21 protein-coding genes are annotated in these 26446 nt (G+C 44.8%); 17 read left to right on the forward strand and 4 right to left on the reverse strand.

From position 1 onward, the window contains the following. Positions 1 to 16: 16 nt before the first annotated feature. Positions 17 to 928, reverse strand: a complete 912-nt coding sequence (locus tag T344_RS0122290; protein ID WP_027630537.1) for a helix-turn-helix transcriptional regulator — start codon at positions 926 to 928, stop codon at positions 17 to 19. 174 nt (positions 929 to 1102) lie between these two features. Here T344_RS0122290 and T344_RS0122295 point away from each other — a divergent pair, with 174 nt between their 5' ends. Continuing rightward, positions 1103 to 1462 (forward strand): BlaI/MecI/CopY family transcriptional regulator, encoded by a 360-nt coding sequence (locus tag T344_RS0122295; RefSeq protein WP_027630538.1) that lies wholly within the window; start codon positions 1103 to 1105, stop codon positions 1460 to 1462. A 6-nt stretch (positions 1463 to 1468) separates the two neighbouring features. Continuing rightward, entirely contained in the window at positions 1469 to 3241 is a 1773-nt protein-coding gene (locus T344_RS30055; RefSeq protein ID WP_051572175.1) for a M56 family metallopeptidase, read from the forward strand. A gap of 69 nt (positions 3242 to 3310) precedes the next feature. On the opposite strand, the gene T344_RS0122305 is transcribed toward T344_RS30055, so the two are convergent. Then, positions 3311 to 4429: a PucR family transcriptional regulator gene (locus T344_RS0122305; RefSeq protein ID WP_027630539.1), complete on the reverse strand. Its 1119-nt coding sequence runs from the start codon at positions 4427 to 4429 to the stop codon at positions 3311 to 3313. 204 nt (positions 4430 to 4633) lie between these two features. On the opposite strand from T344_RS0122305, the gene T344_RS0122310 reads away from it, so the two are divergent. From T344_RS0122310 to T344_RS0122335, 6 genes are all read left to right on the forward strand, one after another. Continuing rightward, on the forward strand, positions 4634 to 5233 hold the full coding sequence (locus T344_RS0122310; RefSeq protein WP_004623147.1) for a cytidylate kinase-like family protein: 600 nt from the start codon (positions 4634 to 4636) through the stop codon (positions 5231 to 5233). 122 nt (positions 5234 to 5355) lie between these two features. Beyond that, entirely contained in the window at positions 5356 to 6078 is a 723-nt protein-coding gene (locus T344_RS0122315) for an amino acid ABC transporter ATP-binding protein (RefSeq protein ID WP_027630540.1), read from the forward strand. Positions 6079 to 6094: 16 nt separating this feature from the next. Beyond that, entirely contained in the window at positions 6095 to 6790 is a 696-nt protein-coding gene (locus T344_RS0122320) for an amino acid ABC transporter permease (protein ID WP_027630541.1), read from the forward strand. Positions 6791 to 6860: 70 nt separating this feature from the next. Next, complete coding sequence (locus tag T344_RS0122325) at positions 6861 to 7790, forward strand: substrate-binding periplasmic protein (RefSeq protein ID WP_027630542.1); 930 nt, start codon at positions 6861 to 6863, stop codon at positions 7788 to 7790. Positions 7791 to 7814: 24 nt separating this feature from the next. After that, on the forward strand, positions 7815 to 8945 hold the full coding sequence (locus T344_RS0122330; protein WP_027630543.1) for an iron-containing alcohol dehydrogenase: 1131 nt from the start codon (positions 7815 to 7817) through the stop codon (positions 8943 to 8945). 37 nt (positions 8946 to 8982) lie between these two features. Continuing rightward, entirely contained in the window at positions 8983 to 10332 is a 1350-nt protein-coding gene (locus tag T344_RS0122335; RefSeq protein ID WP_027630544.1) for an aspartate aminotransferase family protein, read from the forward strand. Between the two features lie 73 nt (positions 10333 to 10405). Here T344_RS0122335 and T344_RS0122340 read toward each other — a convergent pair whose 3' ends face one another. Then, a complete protein-coding gene (locus T344_RS0122340) occupies positions 10406 to 11206 on the reverse strand; it encodes an AraC family transcriptional regulator (protein WP_027630545.1) in 801 nt (266 codons plus the stop codon). A gap of 166 nt (positions 11207 to 11372) precedes the next feature. On the opposite strand from T344_RS0122340, the gene melA reads away from it, so the two are divergent. From melA to T344_RS31640, 3 genes are all read left to right on the forward strand, one after another. Then, positions 11373 to 12698, forward strand: a complete 1326-nt coding sequence (gene melA / locus T344_RS0122345; RefSeq protein WP_027630546.1) for an alpha-glucosidase/alpha-galactosidase — start codon at positions 11373 to 11375, stop codon at positions 12696 to 12698. Between the two features lie 278 nt (positions 12699 to 12976). After that, positions 12977 to 14482: a methyl-accepting chemotaxis protein gene (locus T344_RS0122350; protein WP_027630547.1), complete on the forward strand. Its 1506-nt coding sequence runs from the start codon at positions 12977 to 12979 to the stop codon at positions 14480 to 14482. A gap of 70 nt (positions 14483 to 14552) precedes the next feature. After that, complete coding sequence (locus T344_RS31640) at positions 14553 to 15014, forward strand: hypothetical protein (RefSeq protein ID WP_051572178.1); 462 nt, start codon at positions 14553 to 14555, stop codon at positions 15012 to 15014. 78 nt (positions 15015 to 15092) lie between these two features. Here the strand turns inward: T344_RS31640 and T344_RS0122360 are convergent, their stop codons facing one another. Further along, a complete protein-coding gene (locus tag T344_RS0122360) occupies positions 15093 to 16211 on the reverse strand; it encodes a DNA alkylation repair protein (protein ID WP_027630548.1) in 1119 nt (372 codons plus the stop codon). Between the two features lie 301 nt (positions 16212 to 16512). Between T344_RS0122360 and T344_RS0122365 the strand changes: the two genes are divergently transcribed. From T344_RS0122365 to T344_RS0122390, 6 genes are all read left to right on the forward strand, one after another. Then, on the forward strand, positions 16513 to 18234 hold the full coding sequence (locus tag T344_RS0122365; RefSeq protein WP_027630549.1) for a sensor histidine kinase: 1722 nt from the start codon (positions 16513 to 16515) through the stop codon (positions 18232 to 18234). Then, on the forward strand, positions 18227 to 19852 hold the full coding sequence (locus tag T344_RS0122370; protein ID WP_027630550.1) for a response regulator transcription factor: 1626 nt from the start codon (positions 18227 to 18229) through the stop codon (positions 19850 to 19852). Before T344_RS0122365 ends, T344_RS0122370 begins: the two co-directional genes overlap by 8 nt. Before the next feature lie 142 nt (positions 19853 to 19994). Further along, positions 19995 to 21635 carry an extracellular solute-binding protein gene (locus T344_RS0122375; protein WP_027630551.1) on the forward strand — a complete coding sequence of 547 codons (1641 nt, stop codon included), beginning with the start codon at positions 19995 to 19997 and terminating at the stop codon, positions 21633 to 21635. 317 nt (positions 21636 to 21952) lie between these two features. Continuing rightward, complete coding sequence (locus tag T344_RS0122380; protein WP_027630552.1) at positions 21953 to 22876, forward strand: ABC transporter permease; 924 nt, start codon at positions 21953 to 21955, stop codon at positions 22874 to 22876. A gap of 22 nt (positions 22877 to 22898) precedes the next feature. Further along, complete coding sequence (locus T344_RS0122385; protein WP_004623149.1) at positions 22899 to 23765, forward strand: carbohydrate ABC transporter permease; 867 nt, start codon at positions 22899 to 22901, stop codon at positions 23763 to 23765. A gap of 67 nt (positions 23766 to 23832) precedes the next feature. Continuing rightward, positions 23833 to 26421, forward strand: a complete 2589-nt coding sequence (locus tag T344_RS0122390; protein WP_027630553.1) for a glycoside hydrolase family 97 N-terminal domain-containing protein — start codon at positions 23833 to 23835, stop codon at positions 26419 to 26421. Positions 26422 to 26446: the final 25 nt, after the last annotated feature.

Below are 26446 nucleotides of genomic sequence, written 5' to 3' on the forward strand. Positions count from 1 at the left end.
ACAACATAACGTCAAGTTATATTGAGTATTTTTCTGCCATTTTTTGAATGCCAATGACCATTTTCATTCGTATTTCCGGAGGTTCAATGACTTCAAGCAAGGGACCAAAGGAGAAAAGATAATCTAAAATCCATTCGCCGGCCGGCAGGGAGGTGTTGATAATGTATGAGCCATCCTGATCCTTTGTGATTTCATTTTTGCCGAAATCATCGTATACGCGATAGGCTCCTGCAGCGGATATTTTTAGCTTGAGAGCAACCTTTAAAGCTGCGGAAGGCTTATTGGCCGGATCTGATAATTTATGCTGCAAAATCTGATAATCAGGGTAATTACCTGTAACGTGAACGTTGGACATACGTGTTATTTTAAAGGTTCTCAAAGCCCTGTGGTCCAGGCAGTAGCCTTTAAGATACCAGGCTTTGTCTTTGAAAAGCAGTTTTAAAGGTACTGCAGTGCGATCACTTTTATTTCCGGAAACGCCAAAATAGGAAAAAGCAATTATCTTTTGTTGAAGTATTGCATTTTTTAACAGGCTGAATATTTCCTTTTGCTCTTCCTCATCTCCCCAGGTCGAAAAATCCACTTCAATCCAGGTGATATTACTTTTCATAAAAAGACTGCTTAACTTGGACAGCACATCATCAAATTCAGGATACCTCACCACGGACATACTTTGTAAACCAAGCAGAATTTCCTCCTGTTCCAGTTCTGAAAGCAAGGATTTATTGAGTACAAACCTGTCAGATAAGGAAATCCCTCCGCCTTTGCCCTGGCTTGCGTATATGGGAATACCTGCCTGGCTCAAAGCTTCAACATCTCTATAGATAGTTCTTACCGATACTTCAAAACGCTTGGCTAACTGGTTGGCAGTCACCGTTCCTTTTTCCAGCAAAATATACAATATTTGAAATAATCTGCTTATTTGCATAATACCATCACCTCATAATCAATTATAAAAATATAAACCTGACATCATTATGTCAGGTTTATATTTTTATATACAGTGTATTATTTTTTGGCTATTGACAATTGCATTCTACTCTGGTAGTATCCATATATAGGAATTCTACTGCAGTAGACTGAAAGAAAAAAGGGGAATAGTATGGAAATTAAACTGTTTGATTCGGAACTAAAGATTATGAATGTCCTTTGGAAAAATGGCGATACCACTGCAAAGGAGATTGCAGATACTCTGAAAGAGCAGGTCGGCTGGAGCAAGACCACCACATACACTCTCATCAAGAGATGTATTGACAAGGGTGCAATTGAACGGATTGAGCCCAACTTTGTATGCCATCCTCTTGTAACTGTTGAACATGCAAGGGAGCTGGAAACAACCGAGCTTATCAATAAAATGTACAACGGCGCTGCCGACCAGCTTGTGGCATCCATTTTAGGAAGAAGGAATTTATTGCCGGAAGAAATTAAAAGGCTGAAAGACATCGTCAGCAAATTGGAGTGAGGGGTTATGGAGATATTCAAAATGAGCCTTTCGGCTTCAGTTGTCATCCTGGCAGTTGTAATAATACGGGCGCTTATGCTGCACCGGCTTCCAAAGCTGACATTTCTTGCTCTTTGGGCTGTGGCGCTGTGCCGCCTGCTCATTCCTTTTTCCGTTTCATCACGTTTCAGCATCCAAACTCTTGCAAACAAGCTGAAAACATACTTCTTTCCAGCAAATGAGACAATTGCAGGCATGTCCCGCATTAATACCGGAAACTTGGCATACAGTATAAACACCCCATTGGCAGACGCAGCCCCGGCAGGCATATGGCCTATCCTGGCAGCTTGGCTTATTGGCCTGTCAGCCTGCGCCGTTTTTTTTATCATAACGCATCTTAGGTGGCGCAGGGAGTATAAGACCGCCCTGCCGGCAGACAATGAATTTATAAGAGCCTGGCAGCGAAAGCAGCCATTAAGGCGAAAGGTTGAAATCCGGCAGTCGGACAGGATAGCCAGCCCGCTGACTTATGGGATAATATGTCCTGTGATACTCCTGCCAAAAACAACCGACTGGACGGACGAAACATGTTTGAGGTACATCCTTACTCATGAATTTATGCATATCCGGCGCTTTGACACTTTAATGAAGCTGCTGCTCACTGCTGCCGTGTGCTTACACTGGTTCAACCCTCTGGTATGGGTTATGTATGTACTTGTGAACCGGGATATTGAACTGTCCTGTGATGAATCTGTTGTAAGAAAGTTTGGAGAAACTGTAAAGTCCGCTTATGCCTTGACTCTTATTGGGCTGGAGGAAAAGAAAAGCAGCCTTGTCCCCCTTGTGAACAATTTCAGCAAAAGTGCTATTGAAGAAAGGATTGTGTCTATTATGAAAATAAAGAATACTTCGTATAAGAGTATTATACTGGCTATGGCTTTGGTCATAGGCATATCTGTTGTTTTCGCTACCAACGCTGCTTCTGCAGCTGATAAAGAACATCAGAACGGAAATATCTCTTTCGCGGAAGAAACAGGATACTTGGAAACGCTGGAAAGCAAGGCCGAGGCATTTGCTGTATATAAAGAATATGGACTTACCTACAATAAAAATACCGACCGGCTGTTTTATAATGGAGAGTTGGTCAGATATTTTGAAGACTACTATCCGGTGGATGAACACAGCAGTGCAGGAATGGACCACTTCAATGAAGCCGGCACCATAGACGTTCATGGTGTAAGGGATTTAGCCCAATTAACCCATAATTCGGACGGAGCAGTTGAGCCGGGCGGCAGACTTATGGGAATAGAACCATACAGTCAGGCCGAATTTGATGCAAGGAACACCGATGAATTGAAAAATCCGCCCAAGACATATGCCGTAACGGTCGATGAGGGCTCAGGAAAAAATAATTCCGCTGCAGTCCCGAAATTCTCAAATGACAGCACTTCACCCATGGACTATAGTGAGGAGGGCAATGTGACAACCGATGAACTGGCAAAAGAGTACACCGTTTATAAACCATTCGGATTAACTTATGATAAAAAGAACGGCTGCTTGTACTATAAAGATAAGCTCGTCCGCTATTTTACCGACATCATGTCCTCAAACGGGGAGTCTTTCTCAAGCGGAAAGTTTAAAGGCTCCATGAGGCAGATAAACAATCCCGATGGAAAGGGTGAAGTGGATGTTTATGCCGTACGTGATTACGGGAAACCGGATGCAGACGGCCACGGTACTCTGACTGGTATTAATCAATACAGCCAGGAGGAGTTTGATGCCCGGACAAAGGAACAATAAAAAGCGGTAAAATTGTGTACAATAAAGTAAAATAGCAACCTGACAGGTAAAAATTCAGGCTGCTATTTTTTATATCAAAAAATATTCTTTCAGGTAGAAGGCCATAAGTAAATTAAATTTCACCTCGGAATTGTCCAGCTCGGAATTTAAAAGATCTTTGATCTTCCGCATACGATAGACTATGGTGTTACGGTGGGTATGAATTCTGGAGGCCGTTTCCAGGATATTGCAGTCTGAAAGCAGAAAAATGCGGAGCGTTTTCATATAATCCGAATCATGTTCGGCATCGTATTGCTCTAAAACACCCAGATGCCGTTTATATATTGTTTGCAGCAGAGCCGGATCGGAGGAACAGAATAAAATCTGAAATATTCCCAGATCGTCAAAATTTATATACTGCCGGTTCCAGAATACGGCAGCTGCCAGGGAAAAGCGGGCACGTTTATAGCACAGGCTGATTTCAGCAAGAGAATGGATGGTATCACCCAAACCCAGCTTTATACTGTCACAAAAACAGATCAAATCAATAAGGCCGTTCAGAGAGAGCTTCCCGCTTGAAACATTGTATATCAGCACATGCAGATGGTCATGCTCAAATATGTGATACTTTAATCCGTAACTGTTCAATGGTGAAGTAAGCCTTGTAATGTCCTGCAGATTTTGAATGACCATTATCCTGTAATCCGAGGCTGTTGCAAATCCGAACTGATTCATTGTCCTGAGAAGATTTTCCTGTACGGGAGATTGGTAAAGAGCACTTAAAAATGATGCGTCGAGATGTTCCTCTCTTTGATTGTTATGCAGCAGCAGGATACTGAAATCCTGCATTATATCCACAAGGTGCACTTCCCAGGGCATGGTGAAAACAGGAAATACGGCAATGTCGCATAACTCCAGGATTTCAGGAGTTATATCCTGAGGCTTGAGATACTTGCCTACATTGATAAGGATACCGCTGCAGTTGCGTGTAACCAGCGCACTGATGAAATCGTAGAGTTTGACACCGCTCTGAGTGAAGAGCCCTGTGGTGATGACCAGCTCACCGCCTTTTAAAAAGGATATGTTTTGGATATCTTCCGCAAGATATACCCAGGAGGCGGAATTGTTCAAGCCTGCTTGTCCGCCGTGCAGTACCAGCCTGTATTTTTCTTTTGCATGCTCATAAAGCTCCGAAACCTGAGTACGCAATCAACATCCCTCCTAAAATTATTGTTTAAAGGATAACATACATTTGTTAATTTTGAAAAGCCCTATACATGAACTATTATATTTAAGCTTTTGTATCCGGAGTACAATAAAATCTTGAAAGTTTGGAGTTTCAGTCCATTGTAAACCCCTATTGTTGTGCAGTATAATGAATCCAACAAAACTATTAAGAAAGAAGAATGTAGTATGGATGAAAAATTCGTTGTGACAATTGCAAGACAGTTCGGCAGTCTGGGGCGGCCTATCGCACGAAAAGTCAGTGAAAAGCTGGGTATCCAATATTACGACAGGGACATTGTAGAACTGACTGCAAAGAATCTCAATCTTCCGGTTTCAACAATCAGCGATGCTGAAGAAAGTGCTAAATCAGCCTTTTTCAATATGAATTACCCGCTGGGCATGGGTACGACGGCAATTCAGGATTCCATCTTTGCCTCCCAGAGAAAGATAATTGTCAATCTTGCCGAAAAGGAATCCTGCATTATAGTAGGGCGGTGTGCAGACCATATTTTAAGGGACTGCAAAAACATCATAAACATATTCATTTATGCTCCGTATGAGGCAAGACTTGTAAATTGCGTTGAAAGGCTGGATATGCGGCTTGACGAAGCCAAGAGAATGATCGCTTCGGTCGATAAAGCCAGAGAATCCTACCACAGACACTACAGCGGATATTCCATGTCAGACAAGGACTATAAGCATGTAATGCTGGATTCGAGCCTGTTGGGTGTGGATGGGACCTGTGATATACTTACCGATATAATTAAAAAAAGATTCAATCTTTAATAACGGATTGCAAGCAGTATAAGTGAACGGCAATGGAGCTTTTCTTTTGAAAAGCTCTGTTGCTGTTTTTTTGTTTTTCCATAGAACGAATTTCATTATTGTCTTGGGAGGTTAATATGGTAATGCTTGAAGTAAAAAAGCTTTCAAAATGTTTCATAGATCTGGAAGTACTCCGGGATGTCAATATCTCCATAAAAAAGGGAGAGGTGGTAGTTGTTATCGGGCCGTCAGGCTCGGGGAAAAGTACACTGCTGCGCTGCATCAATCTTTTGGAGCAGCCCACCGGCGGTGAGATTCTATACATGGGACAGAACATTATGCAGCTGGGAAAAAAGGTCACCGACTATAGAAAGCACGTTGGGATGGTTTTTCAGAGATTTAATCTGTTTCCGTTAAAGACTTCCCTGGAAAATGTTATGTACGCTCCGGTCAAGCTGAACAAGCTCCAGCCCAAGGACGCAAAGGACCAGGCTATGGAGCTGCTTTGCAAAGTCGGCCTGGAAAGCAAGGCAAATGTTTATCCCCTTGCCCTTTCGGGAGGACAGCAGCAGCGTGTGGCCATAGCCAGGGCCCTGGCCATGCAGCCGGATATTATGCTGTTTGATGAACCCACATCGGCACTGGACCCCGAATTGGTGGGAGATGTGCTCGAGGTCATGAAGCAGCTGGCAAAAGAGGGAATGACAATGATGGTGGTAACACATGAAATGGGGTTTGCAAAAGATGTGGCCGACCGCGTAATCTTTATGGACGGAGGTTATGTTATTGAAGAGGACACACCTTCAGAAATCTTTACAAGACCTAAAAACGACAGAACCAGGGCTTTTCTGGCCCGGGTACTGTGACAGGAGGTGAATTTCAATGGAAATACATTTCATGAAAGCTCTGAACACTCTGGGGCCTGATCTGCTGAGAGGTATAGGAATAGTAGTATATATCACCCTTGCCGGCTTTATATGCGCGCTGGCCGTGGCTTTGCTGATTGCCATAGGGCGGCTTTCAAAACGTAGGGTTCTGGAACGGATATTAGGCATATTCATAGAGTTGGTACGCGGTACGCCGCTTCTGGTTCAGTTCTTCTATATTTATTATGTTGTGCCCATGCTGATTAACGGTATAACCGGATTGCTGGGGTATGAGACCAACCTTCAGCTTCAGGCTGCAACCTGCGGTATTATCGGTTTTGCAATAAATTATGGTTGCTATATGTCCGAGGTCATCAGGTCTGCAATACTGGCTATAGACCCCGGACAACGGGAAGCCGGCCTGGCACTCGGTTTTAGTGAAAATCAGGTGCTTTTTCATTTTATCATACCGCCGGCGCTCCGGAATTCAATTCCGGTGTTCGGAAACTACCTGGTCATGCTGATCAAGGATACCTCGCTGCTGGCTATGATTTCAGTGCAGGAACTGCTTCTGAGGACAAAAACCTTTGCATCGCAAACATTTCTGACAGTTGAGGCATATACCATCCTTGCCCTTGTATACCTGGTAATCAGTATTCCGCTCTCACAGCTGAGCAGGATAGTTGAGCGGAGACTGAAACAGATACGCTGATATACCCATGTTTTTATAAATTGCAAAATAAACAATAAACAATCTATTTAAGAGAAAGAAGGCGGATTTTATGAAAAAAGTAAAACTTGAACGATTAATTGCTGCGAGTCTGTCATTGTCAATGATATTTACACTTTTAACAGGCTGCGGCAGCACCTCGGGCAATGGGGCAGACACAACAAAAGCAGCTTCGACGGCTTCGGCAACAGCAGGAAACTATTCCGCTTCTTCGGGCGAGTCCGAAGTACTTAAAAAAATCAAGGAAAAAGGTTATATACTCATCGGTTCATCCAATGATGCTCCGTTTTCCTATAAGGATGTAAACACAGGCAAGCTTGAGGGCATTGATATGGAAATCCTCAGTGAAATATGCGGCCGACTGGGTATTCCGGATATTCAAATGAAGGTTGTTGATTTTTCAAACCTGCTGGTTGAGCTGAACAATAACAGCATAGATATGGTTGTGGATGCCATGTATGTCAAGGAGGAACGTTTGCAGATAGCTGCATTCACCGATAAATGGTATCAGGAGGGTGAAGCGGTGGTTATTCCTGCCGGCTCAAAAATTACCGGCAAGGAGGACCTGAAGGGGAAAACCATTGGAGCGCAGCCGGGTACAACTTTCTACGAAACAGCCCAAAAATGGCTTGATGAAGGCAAGATCGGCAAGCTGGAGGCCTATGACAATCAGGCAACCCTGATGACGGCTGTAAATATGGGAAAGGTGGACGCTGTTGTAACAGACGGTATAGTAGCAGGGTATACTCTTTCGTCGGACAGTTCCCTGAAGCTGAAACTCCTGTCGCCTTATGAAGCCGAAGCAAGCGGACAGATCGGTGCTGCGGTACGCTTCAAGGACAAGGACTTCCTGGCCGAAGTAAACAAGGCTCTAAATGAAATGAAGGAAGATGGAACACTTATGAAAATATTGGAGAAATACGGTCTGACCAAAGATTATTTTGTCGGTATTGAAGATGGAGTAACAAAAAACGTTAAGTAATTACCACTTGGGAGGATATATATGTTGGAGTTTCAGTATGATCTGCCGGTCAATCTTGTTTTCGGCCGGGGAAAATCGGATACAATCGGGAAAATAGCGGCTGAGTTTGGGAAACGTGTTTTAATTGTCACCGGAGGCAGCAGTACAAAACGCTCGGGCTTGCTGGCCAAAACCGTTTCACAGTTGGTCGAAAACGGTGTGTCATTTGTGATCTATGACCGGGTTACACCAAATCCCTTAACCACAACCATATATGAGGGGGCAGAAATTGCAGCCGCCGAAAAATGTGATGCGGTAATAGCTCTGGGAGGCGGAAGCAGCCTGGATGCAGGAAAGGCAATTGCTTTTCAGGCCGTGAACGGCGGTGATATCAGTGACTATATTTTCGGAAGGAAATTCAGCGGCAAAGCCCTTCCCATACTTGCCGTACCGACTACCTGCGGAACAGGAAGCGAAGGAAACGGTTTTGCCGTCATAACCAATCCCGACACTCTGGATAAAAAGTCACTGCGCTGCAAGGCAATAGTGCCGGTCTGCTCCATAATCGATCCGCTGCTTATGACTACCATGCCAAAATCAACACTGGCTGCGGTGGGCTTTGATGCATTATGTCACAATATTGACGCCTATATATCCTCAATATCCCAGCCATTAACAGAAATACAGGCATTGGAGGGTGTCAGGCTGGCTGCCGGCAGCCTCCGGAAGGTGTATGCAGACCCGGCGGATCTGGACAGCTGGGACCGCCTTTGTCTGGCAAGCACTCTTGGAGGCATGGTTATCAATACTGCCGGAGTGACGGCGCTGCACGGAATGGAACATCCCGTCAGCGGACTGAAGGATATTGTGCACGGCATTGGGCTTGCTGCGCTGGCACCTGCCGTATATGAAGAATCCATCGGAGGGCTGCCGGAGAAATTCTCCATATTGTCACAAATTTTAGGCGGAAAAGATGAAAACGACTTTGTGCCTGCAGTCCGGAAATTGCTTGATGAGCTGCATTTGACTGCTACTCTGGGGGAACAGGGAATCAAAGCTTCAGAGGTGGACTGGCTGGCCGAAAACTGCCTGAAGGTGTCTGCTCCCAGTATTGCCAACCATCCTGTCATATTTGGCCTTGAGGATATAAAAAGAATATATTTGAAAGCTTTATAAATAAAAATTACATTAAACATGTTAAGGGGGACGGATTATGCTTAAAGATGCTTTACCGAAAATAAACACACCTTTGCCCGGGCCGAAAGCCCGGGCCATAATAGAAAGAAGGGCCCAAGCCATGCCAGGCGCCGTCAAATGTTCCTATCCCTGTGTCATAAGCAGGGGAGAGGGCGCAATGCTTGAAGATGTTGACGGCAATGTTTTTCTTGACTGGGTAGGAGGAGTGGGAGTACTGAATATCGGTTACAGTCATCCTGAATTGATTGCCGCCGTGAAAGAGCAGTCGGAAAAGTTTTTTCATGCAATGATGAATATAGTCACCCATGAGGGCTATATAAAACTTGCTGAAAAAATGAATCAAATCGTTCCTGTTAAAAATAAAATACGTAAAACAATGTTCGCAAATTCCGGAGCAGAAGCAATAGAAAATGCGGTCAAAATTGCAAAATCATTTACCGGCAGACCCAATATCATAGTTTTTTCAGGTGCCTTCCACGGCAGAACCCTGCTTGCGTCCACAATGACCGCAAAAAAGGCCTATGCATACGGTATCGGTCCGCTGCCGGACGGCGTATACCGTGCGGAATTTCCCTATTTGTACCGCGGTCCCAGGGGATATAACGAAGCAGAAGCTGTAGAATATTATATTGAAAAGCTTAAGAAGGTATTTGATGAGGCATCTCCGGCGGAATATGCAGCCGCAGTCGTTTTAGAGCCTGTACAGGGAGAGGGGGGCTTCATTCCTGCTCCGCTGGAATGGGTAAAGGCTGTCCGGAAGATCTGTGACGATAACGGCATATTGCTGATTGCTGACGAGGTTCAGACAGGTTTTGCACGCTCGGGAAAAATGTTCGTTTCAAACTACTGGGAGGAGGCAGGCTGTGCACCCGATATTATAGCGGCTGCAAAATCCATCGCAGGAGGGATTCCATTAAGTGCCGTAACAGCCGGGGCCCACATAATTGACGGTGTAAAAAACGGTATAATCGGGGGTACTTTCGGCGGTAACGCGCTGGCTTGTGCCTCTGCGTTGAAAGTAATAGAAATTATGGAACGTGAAAACTTATGTGAACGATCTCTGGAAATTGCAAAAAAATGCAGGGAGGAATTCGGCAAATGGATGGAAGAATACCAGGAAGTGGGAGATGTGCGCGGTATAGGCTGTATGATGGGCATTGAGTTTGTTACCGACAAAAAAAGCAAAACTCCAAATCCCGGACTGGTATCGGATATTGTTGCCTGTGCTGCCCGGCATGGTTTAATAATAGAAAGTGCGGGTGCATATTCCAATGTCATCAGGTTCCTTTGTCCTTTGGTTGTTACAGACGAGCAGCTTGACTGCGGACTGGAGATATTGAAGTCGTCAATCGAGGCATGCAGATAAATTTCATACCAGTTATGTCCCCGGCTGAAACAGTTATAATACATGAATTATAATTGTTTCGGCCTGGGAACTTTTACTCTGCTCCGGAATATTTGGACGGAGGCACTCCATACTTCTTTTTAAACATTTTTGAAAAGTTATAGATGTCGTCATATCCCGTGCTCCTGGCGGCTTCGCCAACCGAATAGCCGTACTTTGCAAGCAGCACAGCCGCTTTTTCAAGCCTGTAGTTGACCAGAAAGTTCTGCGGTGTGTCACCGATGTTCTTGAAAAACACCCTGCAAAGATAGCGCCTGTCAATGCCCAGCATGTTTGCAATGTTCTCCACAGATATGCGATTGGCATAGTTTGCCATTATATAGTCCTTTGCCTTTTCCGAATATAGACTTCCGCTGCTTCCTTTCAGCACCGGACGGTATTCGGCCTGAAGATTTGAGAACAATTCAAAAATTTTACCGCATAGGAATATCTCGGCGGAATAATGCAGGTTTATGGTTTCTTTCATGCTTAAAAATATATTGCGCAGGGACGGTGCGCACAAGGTGCAATTATCCTTTGAAAAGCCGCTGTCCTCAAGCAGGCCGGGGACCAAACGTCCGTTAAAGCCTATCCAGATATATTCCCAGGGGTCGGTATCGTCGGCCTTATAGAAGGTAATTTCATAGGGGCGGATCAAAAACATACTTCCCCTGGATAAGGTATGGGTTTTGCCGTTCCTCTGGAAAATACCATGTCCCGACATGATATAGTGGATGAGATAGCAATCACGTGAGGCCGGTCCGAAGGGATGACCGCTTTCGCAGGTTTCCCAGCCGCATAGCAGGGGATTTATTTCTGTAAAACCCTTATTTAAAAGTGGCACATCGTGCATCATATTAACCTCCATGAGCCGCTTAGCGGTCACAAAACTGTAATGAAATCTCCTTGAGGTTACATTATAACAAATTATAGTTACATTATTCAATTTAATTTTTATATCTATATGCTATCCTATACATATGGAATTCTTGATTTACGAATATGTACTGGAGGTTGGCGATATGGTCAAAATAACATTTATGGGTGCGGGGAGTACTGTCTTTGCCAAAAATGTATTGGGAGACAGCATGTGCACCGAAGCCTTGAAGGACAGCGAAATATGTTTGTATGACATTGCCGGGGACAGGCTGGAGGAATCCCGGATAATGCTTGAAGCCATTAATAATAACGTTAACGGCGGAAGGGCAAGGATCAGGACCTATTTGGGCACTGAAAACAGAAAGGATGCTCTCAGGAGTGCCGACTTTGTTGTAAATGCCATCCAGGTGGGAGGATATGACCCTTGCACAATAATTGATTTTGAAATACCCAAGAAATACGGTTTAAGGCAGACAATAGCAGATACCCTGGGGATAGGAGGGATAATGAGGGCACTGAGGACCATCCCGGTTCTTGAAGAATTTGCCCGTGACATCGAAGAGGTTTGCCCCGACGCGTGGTTTCTGAACTACACAAACCCGATGGCTATGCTGACCGGCTACATGCAGAGGTACACAGGTGTGAATACCGTGGGACTGTGCCACAGTGTGCAGGTTTGCTCCGAAGGGCTGCTGAAGGCGCTGGGAATGGAAGACAAGCTGGAGGGCAGGAGGGAATTGATTGCCGGAATCAACCATATGGGCTGGCTGCTGGAAATAACCGACAGGGCCGGAAATGACCTGTATCCCGAAATCCGCAAGCGCGCGGCTGAAAAGAACAAAAATGAGAAACACAATGATATGACCCGCTATGAATATATAAACAGGCTTGGATATTATTGCACCGAATCAAGTGAACATAATGCCGAGTACAATCCGTTCTTTATCAAGTCAAAATATCCTGAATTGATTGAACGGTATAATATTCCGCTGGATGAGTACCCAAGAAGATGTATCAACCAGATTTCCGACTGGAAGAAGCAAAGGGATGAACTGATGAACAATCCGTCATTATCCCATACAAGAACCCTGGAATATGCATCCTATATAATGAATGCAATTGTAACCGATACACCTTTCAAGATCGGCGGAAATGTGCTGAACAAGGGCGGACTCATAGAAAATCTGCCCTACGATGCCTGTGTAGAGGTACCCTGTCTGGTTGACGGAATGGGAGTCAACCCGTGCCATGTGGGGAGACTGCCTGTTCAGCTGGCTGCAATGAACATGACCAATGTAAATGTCCAGCTGACAACAATCGAGGCAGCCGTTACTAAAAAGAGAGAGCATGTTTATCATGCTGCAATGCTGGATCCGCACACAGCCGCAGAGCTTTCCATTGACGACATAGTGAGCATGGTAGACGACTTGATCGATGCACATGGAACGTGGCTGCCAAAGTTTAAATAATCAGGGTTGTCATAGTTATAAAATATTTATTATAAGGGGGCTATCTGCATAACTTGTTTACGGTTATGCAGATAGCCCCTTTTTATATTCCTGCGGCAGGTATATGACATTTCGAAATTCGGGTTCATTTGACATCCTAAATATTGTTAATATATAATTTTGAATACCAGAAAATTCAGGTGTTTCATATGATCCAACCAAATTATATCAAACGTGGTATAATGGATAATATTTGATAATTTTTTAACCATATTAGAATTAGATTACGGAGGTTTTACATGCTGCAGCAGGATACGTATAATACACAGAGAGTTCATAGAGTTAATGTCATAGTAACTGTTATGGTTGTCATTTTGATGACTGTTCAATCCATGGTTACCCAGGGGCTGAACCATGGTATGAAAGTTGGGATTGAAGGTTCGCTTGTAATAATACTGGCAGTTGTGAATTTATTCCTGCCTATAAATAAATATATAAAAGGCCTGCTTTTCGGGCTTATTCCGGGGATAGTGATTTCGGTGCTCTTTTGCATTGACAATTATGCACTGAACAAGCATTACATACTTGTCACATCAGTCGCAATGATTACCTTGTACTTCAAAAAGGAAATCATTATGGTCTATGGAATATTACTTGACATTATGCTGGTTGCGGTTTTTCTTATCAAGCCTGAAAACCTACTGGGCCCGGGAGGCGGAACAGGGGAGTTTGTTTCTTCGCTGGTGGTGCTCAATGGAACGGTGGTGCTGCTGTTCTTCCTGAGCAAATGGGGAAGGGACCTTATAAATGAGTCATATCAGAGGGAGCTTCATGCAAAGGAACTGCTTGAAAAGCTGAAGGTAACCCTTATAAAGGTAGATGACAGTACCAATGTCCTTGAGGAAAAGATTGAAAGTTTCAATACAAACATAGATACTATAAGTGAAGGGAGCCGGAATGTAACGGAGTCCATGCAGGAGATGGCCGGCGCCATACAGCTGGAAGCTTCCAGTGCTCACAGGATTAACGAAACAATGGAGCAATCCCTCGGAGTGGTACGTGAAACCCAGGAGGTTTCAGTCAGTATTTCAGAAAATACACGGCAAATGAGTCATAAGGTCCAGGATGGGCACAGTAAAATCCAGCATGTGAATACCCAGATGAATATAATTGAAAATGCAATAAGTACGGCGGCAGTTACCGTTTCGGAACTTCAGGGCAATATGGAAAAGGTGAACGGTCTCCTTGAGGGTATAACCCAGATTGCCGATCAAACCAATCTCCTGGCGCTTAATGCGGCAATAGAATCGGCCCGTGCAGGCGAACAGGGAAAAGGCTTTGCGGTTGTTGCCGATGAAGTAAGAAAACTTGCCGAACAGAGTGCACTTATTGTTAAGGACATAACCAAGGTAACCGCAGAGATTTCAGGCAAATCGCAGGAAGCATATGAAAAGGTGAGCCAGGGAGAGAATGCAACAAAAGAAGGGAAAGAGCTTGTTGCAGACATATCGGTGTATTTCGGTGAAATTAGAGAAGTATTTGAGAATACGGGTATTAAATTTGAGCTGGAAGCTCAAAAAATTATATCAATATCGGAAAAATTTGCCGAGATCCGGCAGCAGATAGAGAATATTGCCGCCATATCTGAAGAAAATGCGGCTGCAACCCAGGAAGTTCTTGCAACCGTTGAGAATGAAAACAATGAGATAATGCAGGCCGGCAATGTAGTAAGGGACATATATAAATTGAGCAGTGACTTGAGGGAACTTGTAAAGGATGAACAGAGCATGGCTTCGGATAACTGAAAAGGTGGCAGGAACTGAACTGTTCCTGGAGCAGCAATTACCTCAGCAAACTTGAAAAGGAGGCGGCTGAATGAAATATGCGTTGGGATTCTCCTGGATGGGATTTATTGCAGTCATGCTTGTAATGCTGCCCAATATTTTTTATTTTGTGTTTCCTCCGGCCAATATTCCGGATATGCCCCAGGGCCGCGGGCATATTATAAATATTGTTGAAAATGCAAGCCGGATAATTTTTATGATATTATTGATTTTCATGGTTAATGGGCAGAAAGTGAAGTATATAAGTCCCTATACGGCTTGTATGCTGGTTTTGCTGCTATTATACTACTGGCTCTGGTGCCGTTATTTTACCGGCGGAAGGAACTACTCACTGTTAAATGAAAAGTTATTATTTATTCCTGAGCCCATGGCGGTCTTTCCGGTACTATACTTTATCGCAGCCGCACTGTGGCTGAACAACATCCCTGCTGCCGCGGCTGCGGCGGTATTTGGAATTGCACATATTTTTAATACGTATATTACGTTTCGCTGACTGTTTAATGAGGATATTTTGTGAAATAATTTTATAAAATAAAAAAGGGAACAGCGGATGACGACTGGAGCATGGCAGCTAATGACCGGTTTTTGCCTCCTTTAATAATACTGTTGTTTGTGCGGCTTCCTGCCCGTTGATGAGTAATACTATCCTGTGTATTCCCGGATAGTGACGCCTTGTGGTAAGCTCGGCAAAGCTGTGGGTATGTGTTCCGGACAAATGTGCTTTTCCGGATACGGTTTTGTCCGACAGCAGGAAAAGCTTCCGGGATGGTCTGCCGTTTGATTTTATGAAGTCAATCCCGTATTCCAGACGGATACGGACTTTTGTATCCCGGTTCATATCCAGTAAATAGGTTAATTCACAACTGTCTCCGATGTGAAGTTGCCCCGGTTCAGCTGTAAGGACTGCATTTCCACACAAAGGCTTCTTTTTTGAAGCTTTTGCATACCCGAAAAGCGCCAGTGCTTCAGGGTGGGCATTCCTGACGAGGGTACGGCAGCCCTGCCGGAGAATCCAGTCTGTTTCCGGACTGGTTCCCATCCACTTCCTAGCCGTTTGCAAAACAGCATCGGGATTATCTTTGGCGATATCATTGAGATTATTGGCAACACTCTTTCGCACATAAAGCGAGGGATCAGCTTTCAGCTGCTCCAGCACCCGGAGCACGGGATCGGGATCCTTTTTAAACATGGGCAGTGCAGTACCCCAGGGCAGGCGCGGGCGGCAGCCCTCGCTGGAAAACCGCCTGACATGTTCGTTGGGGTGAGAGGACCAGCGGAGCATATATTCCATAACGTGTTGGGGCTTCCTGAGCATAAACGGACGGATTGCAAACTCGGAGGAGGAACGCTGTGTAAAACGCTCCAGAGCATGCATGGAAAGCTCCCAATGCTGTTCACCCTGCCCGAAGACAGCAACAAAATCAGGAAAGAACAGATAGGGAAAGCCGTTGCAATATTCATCAACAGAGAAAAGCACCTCCAGGGCATCCCGGTAATTCTTTGGCAAATAATTGCCCAATACCTCTGCAATCCGGTGCATACGGGCCCTCAGCGGCAACTCATCCCACGGAGGTGCCGTCACCGATGCTACAAACCCTTCACACTGAAAGTCCTTATATGCAGCTTTTACCATGCACCCGAAATCATTTAAAAACTTCGAATTATAAATATCCTTTAATGCATCAGCCATATACTTATTTCATCTCCACACACTAATTTAGCGTACACGAAAATGCGTACCAGTTGATTCTGATTAAATCTATCTGTAAAGCAAAACAAAATTTTAATTAGCCCAACAGGTTAAATTAAGTTTTAATTCAAGTATACTATATATTAATTGACAACGTAATGTCATATTAATGCCATTATTGACAACCCTGGGATAAAGGATGATAATGATCTGGAGTAAGTCCATAGAATAAATAACGCCTGAATACGGGCGTTTGAGGCCATAACACGGATGCAAACGCACACTGCCGGAGGAAACAGCCATGAAGTTGATTACCAAATTTAAAAACTCTGTATTTGCCAAACTGGTGGGGGCATTTCTCATAGCTATTTTACCGGTATGCTTTATTGCCATCGGCCTGTATAACTGGCAGATCAAGATACTTGACGAATCCACCGTGGACGCTTTTGACAACAGCTCCCGGAAATGCCTGGCCTCAATAGAAAAAGAGCTTAAAAAGGTACAGGATATGGGTCTGAGCAGCATGCATGACGAAGATTTGATCATGCTGGCCACCGCAAGCTCCACAATGAGCAATTACCAGAAGACACTTTCCATAAACAGGTACATGAACAGGCTGGAAATTTTAAAAAACAGCAGTGCATACATCAACGAGGTAAGTACCTATATACCTGAATTATCCCGTGTTGTTGACTCTGACAGAGACATATACTCCGATGCATCTTCACTTCTGACCTTGTACGATATTTCAAGACAACAGAACGTAGGCCACTTTGTGGTTTCAAATAATCAGCTGTATTACGTATTTGTTCCGGCCGGAACGCCTAACGGCAGTCTGCCGAAATACTTCATAACGGTGGGCTTATCGAAGGAAGAGATCAAAAAGGAGCTGAGTACCATAAAGGAAGCGAGGCAGGCCATGATATATGATGAGGCGGGTTCCTACGTATATTATAACCAGGAGGGAACCGGGACCCCAAATGCGGACCTGGCCCAAACAGTGGGCACCGGCTCGGAACCCGGGGTAGGCAAAGTGATGGTTGAGGGTGAAAGTTCGTGGCTTGTGAATCACAAGTCCGAATTGATGGGAGTAAACCTGGCAGCCTATGTGCCTGTCCAGGGAATAAATCCACAGATGAAGGATCTGAGAATGTATTTTGTCATATTCAGTGCCATATTGATAATAACTGTTATGGTTCTGAGCTATTCCATGTACAAAATCATAAAGACACCGTTGAATCGTCTGGTAAAGGTATTCAAGCAAATTGAAACAGGAAGTCTGGGGGTAAGGCTGAAGCACAGGAGCAATGATGAATTCGGTTTACTTTATCACTCTTTCAATTCCATGGCAGAAAAAAACCAGGATCTTATGGAGCAGGTCTACCAGCAGAAAATACTGACTCAGAGTGCCCAGCTCAAACAGCTTCAGTCACAGATCAATCCCCATTTTTTGTATAACAGCTTTTTTGTTATCAGCAATATGGCAAGGTTGGGGGATTTCGACAGTATAAAGCTTTTCTCGGAATACCTGGCCAGGTATTACAGATTCATAATGCAGAAAAAGGACGGGGACATTCCTTTTTCCCAGGAGGTTGAGCATACAAGGGTATATGCCGATATACAGAAAATCCGGTTTGGTGACAGGATTCAAATTGAGATGGAAGAGGTGCCCGAACGGGCTTCACACTTGAGGGTTCCCAGGCTGATTCTGCAGCCTCTGGTCGAAAATGCCTTTGAGCATGGACTCAGACATGTGGAAAGCGACGGTCTTTTAAGAATAACTTTTGCCGAAGAAGCCAATATATTGACTGTAGTGGTAGAAAACAACGGTCCCATGGACGATGAAACCCTGGAAAATGTTAAAGCAAAGCTTATTGATGACGGAGGGGAAATAAGCGGAATGATAAATATTCACAAACGGCTGAAATCAAGATTCGGTCAGGACAGCGGCATTTCGGTTTCGAGAGGTGAAGCGGGAGGCATGAAAATTACCATGAAAATATGCGGGGTGGAGAATGTATAAACTTTTAATAGTGGACGATGAACCATATATTGTAGAGGGTCTGGCCGACCTGCTGGGAAGCAACCCGGATTTTGACATATACACCGCCGCCTCCGGTAATTCAGCTCTTGAAATTCTGGACAGGATACGTATGGATATTGTGCTTACGGATATTCAAATGCCGGGAAAAAACGGTCTGGAGCTGTTAAAGGAGATACATCACAGGTGGCCCTTTTGCAGGACAATCATTCTGACTGCCTACAGTGATTTTGATTATGCGTACCAGGCCATAGAGAACAAAGCGGTGGACTATGTCCTGAAGACAGAAGGTGAGGATGCCATTGTCTCGGCAGTGAATCAATGCATAGAGCAGATAGAGAATGAGATGCGGCAGCAGCAATTTCTGGAGGAAAGCCGTGAGCAGATGGATTCCGTAATGTCCATCATTCAGAACTCCTGCCTTATAAATGCCCTGGAAGGAGAGGCTGAGGAAGTATGCGCCCAGGAATTCCATAAGTATAATATCGAACTGGATACCGGCAGGCCGGTATTGCTCATGGGTGTCCGTATCGACCGCTTCAGTCCCGGGGACAGCTCAAAGGACAAGCTGAATTATCTTATTCAGCTGGGAAGGATATTTGACAAGTACCTGAACCAGTTTTTCATATGTTACCAGACCTCTTACCAGAATAAAAACATGATATGGCTGCTCCAGGCAAGAAATGCCGACGGGAGTGTCCACAGGCTGAAGGAAACCCTTGAGATAATCCAGCAGCACTGCTGGCAGGCACTTGGGCTCTCCATATCGGTAATATATGACGATTTTATAGACTGGCAGGAATTGAACAACAGATACAAAACCGTAAGACTTGTGCTTGAGCAGCTGACAATCAACGGTGACGACGGAATACTGGCCAGCACAAGGTTTTACCGGGATAGGAAGGACAGTGCCGATGTCAACAGGAGGGACAGGGGAAAGGATTGGGGGAGGAATTTTCAAAATCTCCAGACCTGTCTTGAGGAAGAGGACAGGGAAGGGGTTGAAAAGGTTCTGGATGACCTCCTTTCAGAAAGTGAAGAGGACAGAGCCACACTTCCGGTGAAGCTTCAGCTCTATCACACCGTGGTAGGTGCACTTTTGTCATATCTGAACAACAGAGCGCTTTCGGAGGAGGTTTTTACCGATCAGACCAACTTTGAGCTTTTTTTCAGCTACAGTGACAGGGCCGAAATGAAAGAGCGCATAATGAAACTGATCGAGCAGATACTTGATGTAAATAAAAAGAACAGGGAATCCCACAGCGAGAAATTTACCGCACGTATAAAAAATTATATTAAGGCGAATTTAGGCGGAGATTTGTCTCTGGCAGCCATATCCGAGAGGTTCTATATAAATCCCGTATATATGTCAAGATTGTTCAAGCAGACCACCGGAATAAATCTTTCGGATTATATAACGGCTAAAAGGATAAATTATTCAAAGAAGCTTCTGGTGGAAACCGAAATGAAAATTCATATGATTGCAAAGGAAGCAGGCTATGATTCCCCTGCATATTTCATACGCATTTTCAAGAAAATGGAACGGGTGACTCCACAGGAGTACCGGAACCTGGCCGCTGAGGAAAATGTTTCCATGTAGAATTTATCAGTGTGAAAAAAAGTTAATATAGTGATATAAAAGTATAAATCTTATTATATTCAGAGGTCGCCGCCATAAATTATAATTTACTTACAAAGTGATGAAACGTTTCGCATGACAAAATGAAAAGGACGGTGCTTATATGAATATATCTGCAAAAAAATTGCTGGCATCCATGCTTGTTGCAGCGAGTATATTATCGGCAGCAGGCTGCGGGAGCGGCAGTGACAGCAGTGGTTCAACAGCTTCATCAACAGGCAGTTCTGCCGCAAGTGATACAAAACCCGCAATCAGAGAGGTTACAGCGGTAAGACCCATTCCTGACGATCTGAAATTCCCTGAAGGCGACAGTCTGGAAAACAACATATGGACCAGGCAATACGAGTCTGATCTGGGAATCAAATTGAAATACAAATGGATGACCCCGGTAGCTCAATATGAGCAGAAGTTGAATATTTCAATTGCATCCGGCGATATTCCAGACATATTTCAGGTCAATTCGGTACAGCTCAAGCAACTGGTTGAAGACGACCAACTGGCCGACCTCACCGGTATATATGAAAAAAATGCTTCCGAATATACAAAAAATGTACTGAACCAGGATGGAAATGCACTCCTGTCGGCAACATTCGACGGAAAACTCCTGGCAATACCCAAAATGGGTTCGGGACTGGGCCAGACCAATGTATTGTGGGTGCGCACAGACTGGCTGAAAAAACTCAATCTCCAGGAACCCAAAACCATGGATGATGTCATAAAAATAGCTCAGGCATTTACAGAAAACGACCCTGACGGAAACAATAAAAAGGATACCTACGGTTTTGGAATCAATAAGGATCTGTGGGGAATGTTTGCATCCCTGGAAGGTTTCTTCAACGGCTACGGCGCCTATCCCAACACCTGGATCGAAGACGGCAGCGGAAATCTTGTGAACGGAAATATTATGCCCGAGATGAAAACCGCACTGGCAAGTCTCAAGGATATGTTCAGCAAAGGATATATCGATCCCGAATTCGGAGTTAAGGATTCTTTCAAGGTCAGTGCAAATGTAGGTGAAGGTAAAATAGGCATGCTTTACGGACTTTTCTGGAATATGGGCTGGCTCTCCGATGCAAAGAAGGCAAATCCCGATATGACCTGGAAGCCTTTTGGAATCGTGGGAACCAAAGAAGGCGGAGCACTTGCACAGGTTCCGTTCCCTGTCAGCACATATTATGTAGTCAATAAAAAAGCTGCAAATCCCGAAGCCATTATCGAAATGCTGAACCTCCAACTGGAAAAATGCTTCGGGGAAACTGCCGAACCCGGAAAATACAATGTTGACCAGGCAGGTAATCCCATATTTGAATATCCTCTCATATATTCAGAACCTCCAATGAAAAATGTAGATGCACAGGTAAAGGTTTCAAAGGCTCTGGAGTCAAAGGATACCAGTGCACTGAATGCCGAGGAAAAGGGATATTATGACCAGATTCAGGCATACAGGGGCGGAGATTTGTCAGGCTGGCCCACAGAAATGATGTATGGCCCCGAAGGCTCACTGGCAGTGATAAATGGTTATGCAACCAATAAAAAGGTCTATGACAACCGTTACTTCGGACCTCCGACTTCCACAATGACCCAGAAGGATGCCACACTCTCACAGATTCAGCTACAAACGTTTACAGATATAATAATGAACGGTGACATAAATCAATTTGAAAAATATGTGACTGACTGGAAATCACTTGGCGGAGATGCAATAACATCCGAAGTTAACAAGTGGAATTCCGAAAGAAAATAGACTTAATTCAACTTGTTGTAGTGTTCCCGGCACGATGTACCCGGAGCAAGTCTACAAATTTCAAGCAAGCACTTCTAACCGGGCATCAATTGATGGATACCGCCCTCGCACACTATTGATAGTTAAAAGCTGTACTCCCATATTATGTCCTTTGTGGTATTGAAACAGTACAATCAATGTTAACTGGCATATGAGTTAATTAATAAACCAGGCGGAAGGCATAAACTTTCCGCCTCTGTTTATAAACGCCCATCCTGGCAACTGCTGTACAAACAAAACAGATAAATAAACTTTACGTTACGAAAGGGATGATGGAAATGGTAACCTACCCTAATAAAAGAAAATCTTTTAAAAGGGACATACCGCTTCATTTGATGATGCTGCCCGGCGTAATTATTCTTTTAATCTTTTCATATGGTCCCATGCTGGGACTTGTTATGGCTTTTCAGAATTTTTCGCCCTCCAGGGGTTTTTTACATTCAAAGTGGGTGGGACTGGAAAACTTCAGATATGTTTTAGGACTTCCGAATTTTTGGGAGGTTATAAGAAATACACTTTTAATTTCGGTATTGAAGATTATCGGAAGTATCGTAGTTCCGGTAATAGTGACACTGCTCCTCAATGAACTCAGACATACGGGACTGAAGAGAAGCATCCAGACAATCGTTTATTTTCCTCACTTTTTATCCTGGATTATTCTCAGCGGTATATTGATAGATTTTCTTTCGCCCTCGGAAGGTATAATCAACAAATTCCTGACTGTTTTCGGAATCGAACCCATTTACTTTTTAGGTGATAAATTCTGGTTTCCCATAACCATGATACTCACCGAGATATGGAAGGAATTCGGGTATGGAACAATAGTGTACCTTGCGGCTCTGACCGCCATAGACCCGACTCTGTATGAATCGGCAAAAATGGACGGGGCCGGACGGGTAAAACAGGTATGGTATATCACCCTGCCCGGTCTCAAGCCCACCATACTGCTGATGACGGTTTTGGCGCTCGGAACCATACTCAATGCGGGTACGAACGGCTTTGAACAGATATTCAACATGTACAGCCCCCAGGTATACAAAACCGGAGATATCATCGATACGCTTGTTTACCGCCTGGGTCTGGGCAGTGCCCAATTCAGTGTGGCAACCGCCATAGGTATGATCAAGTCAATAATATCCTTTGTACTCCTGACGCTTGGTTATTATATTGCCAGGAAAACTTCGGATTATCAGATTTTATAGGGAGGGAGGTATTAACATCAACATGAGCAGAAAAATATTCAATGTCTTTAATGTTTCACTACTTGTACTGGCGGCACTGTCCTGCCTGCTCCCTATGATAAACATTCTTGCCATATCCATGAGCTCCAGCCCTGCTGTGGCGGCCGGCAAGGTAACCCTGTGGCCGGTGGAATTCACTCTTCAATCCTATAAGTTTGTGGTGGAAAAGCCTGAGTTCATGAAGGCCTTTATAATATCTGTGCTTAAGGTGCTGGCAGGAGTGCCTGTGAATATGCTCCTTACCATACTGGTATCCTATCCGCTGTCAAAAACCAGGGCTGAATTCAGAAGCAGGAATATATACATGTGGTTTTTTGTAGTGACGATGATATTCAGCGGCGGCTTGGTACCCTGGTATATGATAATCAGCAAAATGCATCTTATTGACAGCTTCTGGGCGCTGATCATACCCTCGGCCGTACCTGTATATAATGTGGTGCTGCTGACCAACTTCTTTAAGTCAATCCCCAAGGGGATAGAGGAAGCGGCCTTGATTGACGGAGCCTCCCACTGGACCACAATGTGGAAGATATATGTGCCCCTTTCCTCGGCCTCCATTGCCACACTGGTCTTATTCAGCATTGTAACCCACTGGAATTCCTGGTTTGAAGGTTTGATACTGATGAATTCCCCTGAAAAGTATCCTTTGCAGAGTTATTTGCAGACCATAATAGTAAACAGGGATGTGAAGCTGATGACAATGCAGGATGCCAGAGTTCTGGCAGCTGTGTCCGAAAGGACCTCGCGGGCTGCACAGGTGTTTGTGGCAACCATTCCGGTGCTGGCGGCATATCCTTTCCTTCAGAAATACTTTACTACCGGCATAGTAGTGGGAGCCATCAAGGAATAGGCCGCATTTTACCGCGGCATGGGGGAATACAATAAATATACTTAAATATACTAATGGAGATAAAAATATGTGGAATATAAAGTCGCCCGACGGCAAATTAAATTTCAGTGTGTATATGAATGGCCACAACAGGCTGTTCTACTCTTTGAAAAAGTATGAAACGGAGATATTGAGGGACTGCGGACTTGGAATACAGACAAGTATGGGAGACTTTTCACGGGATTTTGTCCTGAAAGATCAATTAACCTGTACTGTTGATGAAAAATATTCAATTCCGGCAGGTAAAAAATCGGTTTACCATAACAACGCAAATGAACTGTGCCTGCTGTTTGAGGCTGAGAACCCGTTTACCCTGAAACATGCCTTTATTTTGAGAATAAGAGTGTTTGACGACGGAGCCGCCTTCAGGTATGAGCTGCCTGCCGGCAGCCGGGAGGAAGGCAGCAGGGAATTTGCAATTTACAGTGAAAATACAGAAATAAGCTTTGCTCCTCAATATAACAATATGTGGCTCCAGGAACTGGTGGACACCTATGAGGCACCTTACGGAAAGCGCAGCTGGCTGGAGGCAAAGGGACGGAACTACGGCATGCCGGGCTTGTTTTCTGATGATGACCGGAAGTCCTGGATAATGATAACCGAGGCAGGACTGCTGAATACCGGCGGAAGCTACTGTTCCTGCCATTTGACAGGGGCCGGTGAGAGAAAGCTTTCGGTGGCCTTTGCACCCGAGCAGACCGGGCCCATGACAGGAAAATTGCCTTTCGAAAGCCCATGGAGGGTCATAGGTGTTTTTGATTCCCTGAATGAACTGGTCAACAGCACCCTTAACTACAATCTGAATCCGGCATCGGCCATTGAAGACACTTCCTGGATCAAGCCCAGCAGAAACATATGGTCCTGGTGGTCCTTTGAAAACGGTGCACAGCTTTACAGCGAGCAGAAGAGGTATGTTGACTTTGCGGCGGCACTGGGCTTTGAAAGCGTTACAGTGGATGCGGGCTGGGATGACAGCTGGGTGAAGGCGCTGTGCCATTATGCACGGGAGAAGGGCGTTACCGTTTGGCTGTGGTCGGATATGCAGGCGGTGGATACCTTTGAGAAGGCGTCGGAAAAGATAGCAAGGTGGGCAGAGTGGGGTGTTGTGGGCCTGAAGGTGGACTTCTTTATGAACGATTCACAGCACACCATGTGGCAGTACAATATGATAGCCGACATAATGACCGGCCATAAACTTATGATAAATTTCCACGGCAGTACCAAACCTGCAGGGGAAGGGAGAACCTATCCCAATCTCATGACGGAAGAGGGCATCATGGGGCTGGAACATTATAAATGGAGCGGTATGCCCGATGCGGTCCATAACTGTACCGTTCCGTTCACAAGAAATGTAGTGGGCCCCATGGATTACACCGTCACAGGCTTCTCAAACGAAAACAGGAATACCACCCAGGGGCATCAGCTGGCATTGTCGGTAGTGTATGAGTCTGGAGTTCAGCATATTTCCGAATCCATATACCACCTGGAGGCCTGGAAGGGCACCGAATATCTGAGACGCCAGTATCCCAGGTATGATGGGATGCAGCTGCTGAAAGGCTTTCCGGGAGAGTATGCCGCCATGCTCCGCTATGTGGGCAGGGAATGGTTTATAGGCTGTATTACAGCGGACGCCAGAACTATTGAGCTGTCTATGGATTTCCTGCCTGCCGGTGAATTTACTGCTGAGATATACAGGGACGACAGTGAGGGCAATATGCTTGTAAAAGAGAGCAGAACCATCACAGGGGGAGATGTTCTGACACTGGAGCTGCTTGCCTGCGGCGGAGCAGCTGTATATATAAGTGATGGAAGCGTGAAGCTGAAATCAGGTGTATGCAGTGGCTACATGAGTGACAGGAAAACCTGCTGTACTGCTGAAAATGCCTCTCTTAAGGGAACCTCGGCCTTGATGGCATATGAAAACGGGGATTGGGCGGTTGTTCTGAAGGATAAAGCTGTCTTTGAAAATATTGCGGCAGAAAGAGACGGCAGGCATACCTTGAGGATAACCTATGCTTCTCAGAACATATCAGCTGTCCGCCTGAAGACGGAAGAAGGAACGCTGGATGCCGAACTTCCGGCAAGCGGAGGAAAAAAGGTTTTCCGTACCTTTGATGTGGTGATGTCTTTCAGAAAGGGTATCAACAGCATAGAAATAGGCAAAGTTTCCGGAGACGGTCCTGCCGTGGGCAAAATTGAATTAATAGACAATGCTCCCAACCCTGACAGGTTCTATACGGTTGATATGGCAAAAACCGAAGGAGGGGTGGACATAATTCCTGTCTGCGAAAATTCACAGCAGTTGAAAGCAGCAGGCATAGGCAACGGAGGAAGCATAGTATTTGAGCGGATTGAAGCAGATGAGCAGGGAGAATATGTGCTCGGCATAGATTACTGCTCGGGTGAGAACAGGCCGGTAATGATATCGGTAAACGGTGCCGCGCCCATAACCTCAGTCCTGTTCAATACCAGCGGCTGGGGCCCGTCAAGGTGGGATATCATAGAAACCAAGGAAGTCAAGGTAAATCTCATGAAAGGCATAAACAGCATAAAGTTCTTCCACGACAGCATGCCGGCGCCCCAGATAGTGAGGATTGCAATCAGATTTGAAAAATAAACCGTATAAATAATAATAAATTTCA

Origin of the sequence: Ruminiclostridium cellobioparum DSM 1351 = ATCC 15832, from assembly GCF_000621505.1 — a bacterium.
In the GTDB taxonomy this organism is placed as follows: Bacteria; Bacillota; Clostridia; order Acetivibrionales; family DSM-1351; genus Ruminiclostridium; species Ruminiclostridium cellobioparum.